We start from the raw sequence: 1,801 nt of genomic DNA, 5'->3' as shown, positions 1-1,801 counted from the left end.
TTGTCCGTTCATCTGTCGATGACGCCTCGCCGGCGTGAAAATCGGTACTGGGGCTGTCCGCCGACGCCGCAGGTCCATGAGCTGTTGAGCCCGCATTAGAGTCTGGTGAGGGAGCCGTCCGAGGGGCCGCGCATTGTCGTTTCGAGCACGCCGTTCAGGTTCTCCGTTTCCCCTTGAGGCGCCCCGGGCAGCCCCGTCCGCATGGTGAGCAAGGGGAGGCAGAAGATGAAGGAGCTGGCGGAGGACCACGACGACGGAAGTGTTGCCCGGATCGCGGCGATCGATATTGCCAAGACATCCGGGATGGTGTGCCTGCGCGTCCCGCATCACACCGTCGAGGGCCGGCGGGTGCAGCAGGTATGGAATGTCGCCTCGACCACCAACGCGATCCTGGAACTCGGCGACAAGCTGATCTGCCAGGGCGTCCAGCGGGTGGTTATGGAGTCGACGGGTCCCTACTGGCGGCCCTTCTTCTACCTCCTGGAAGTACGGGGCCTGGAGTGTTGGCTGGTCAACGCGCGGGATGTGAAGAACGTCCCGGGCCGGCCCAAGACCGACAAGCTGGACGCGGTCTGGCTGGCCAAGCTCGCCGAACGCGGCATGGTGAGGGCCTCGTTCGTCCCGCCAAAGCCTGTCCGGCAACTGCGGGATCTCACCCGCACCCGGACCGTTTTCGTCCAGGAACGCACCCGGCACAAGCACCGGGTGGACAAGATCCTCCAGGACGCTCAGATCAAGCTGTCCAGCGTGGTCTCGGACCTCTTCGGTGTGTCCAGCCGGGCCATGCTCGACGCACTCGTGGCCGGTGAACGCAGCCCCCGGACACTGGCGGACCTCGCTCGGGGGAGCCTGATCGAGAAGAAGTCGGCTCTGATCGAGTCCCTGACCGGGCAGTTCGACGATCACCACGGCCGCCTGCTGGGCATGCTGCTGGAGACCGTTGACCATCTCACCGCCCAAGTCCGCGAGCTTGACCGGCTGATCGCCTTGGCTCTGGAACAGATCACGGCGCCGCTCGACAACTCGGGAACCAACCCGCCTGACGCCGGTGCCACCTCCCCGACCACCGCCAGAACCGCACGCGACCTCGTCGAGCGCCTGGACGCAATCCCGGGAGTCGGCCCCACCGCGGCCCGGATCATCCTCGCGGAGATCGGCGCCGACATGAGCCGCTTTCCCACCCCCGAACACCTTGTCTCGTGGGCGAAACTGTGCCCCCGAACCACCCAGTCCGGGGCGAAGAACACCGCGGGGCCGACCGGCAGGGGCAACCCCTGGCTCAAAGGCGCTCTCGGCGAGGCCGCCAGCGCCGCCGCCCGCACCGACACCTTCCTTGGCGCCCGCTACCGGCGCATCGTCAAACGCCGCGGCCACTCCAAGGCCGTCGTCGCCATCGCCCGGTCCATCCTGGTCATCGCCTGGCACCTGATCAACGACCCCGACGCCGCCTACCAGGAGCTCGGCGCCGACTGGCACCAGCGTCACCTCAATCCGGCCCGCAAGACCCGCGACCTCGTCCGCCAGCTTCAGGCTCTCGGCCACACCGTCAGCCTCGCCCCCGCGAGCTGACCTTCCCGCCCGTTCAGGACATCCGTTCCGCTTCGCGAAACGGATGCTGCCGCCTGCCCCGCTGGGGATCGATTTTCCGTTCAGGTCTGGTCCTTGGAGGTAGCGGGAGCCATTGTTGATCAGCACGTCAATGCGGTCGGTGTGCCGGGCGACGTCGGCAGCGAAGTCGCGGATCGAGGCCGGGTCCGTCAGGTCGCAGGCGAAGGCGTGGACATGCTGGTGCCCTCGGCCA

General features: G+C 67.4%; 1 protein-coding gene. It reads left to right on the top strand.

The genetic code is table 11. The features are described from left to right. Positions 1 to 225: 225 nt before the first annotated feature. Positions 226 to 1,569, top strand: coding sequence for an IS110 family RNA-guided transposase (locus SSP24_RS42300; protein WP_218037168.1), 1,344 nt, complete (start codon positions 226 to 228; stop codon positions 1,567 to 1,569). Positions 1,570 to 1,801 lie beyond the last annotated feature (232 nt).

Source organism: Streptomyces spinoverrucosus (assembly GCF_006539505.1).
In the GTDB taxonomy this organism is placed as follows: Bacteria; Actinomycetota; Actinomycetes; order Streptomycetales; family Streptomycetaceae; genus Streptomyces; species Streptomyces spinoverrucosus.
This window is presented reverse-complemented; position numbering and strand designations above follow the sequence as displayed.

What these genes read in the sequence shown, in the direction of transcription:
- SSP24_RS42300 (WP_218037168.1), top strand. Translation starts at nt 226, where the DNA reads ATGAAGGAGCTGGCGGAGGACCACGACGACGGAAGTGTTGCCCGGATC.